Source organism: Citrobacter sp. CK185 (genome assembly GCF_030333565.1).
Taxonomy (GTDB): Bacteria; Pseudomonadota; Gammaproteobacteria; order Enterobacterales; family Enterobacteriaceae; genus Citrobacter_B; species Citrobacter_B koseri.
The window spans coordinates 1-218 of the sequence record NZ_JAOWFR010000002.1; the positions used below are offsets into that span (position 1 = coordinate 1).

Here is a 218-nt window from a genome sequence, read left to right on the forward strand (position 1 = left end):
TATGGGGCTATAGCTCAGCTGGGAGAGCGCCTGCTTTGCACGCAGGAGGTCTGCGGTTCGATCCCGCATAGCTCCACCATATTTTACTGCTCATATAAGAAAACTTCAGAGTGTACCTGAAAAGGTTCACTGCGAAGTTTTGCTCTTTAAAAATCTGGATCAAGCTGAAAATTGAAACGACACACGTAAAGTGTGTATGAGTCTCTCAAATTTTCGCA

At 44.5% G+C, this 218-nt stretch carries 1 tRNA gene; it reads left to right on the forward strand.

Annotated elements, in window-relative coordinates:
• Positions 1-3 precede the first annotated feature (3 nt).
• Positions 4-79 (forward strand) — tRNA-Ala (locus tag OGV79_RS01155).
• Positions 80-218: the final 139 nt, after the last annotated feature.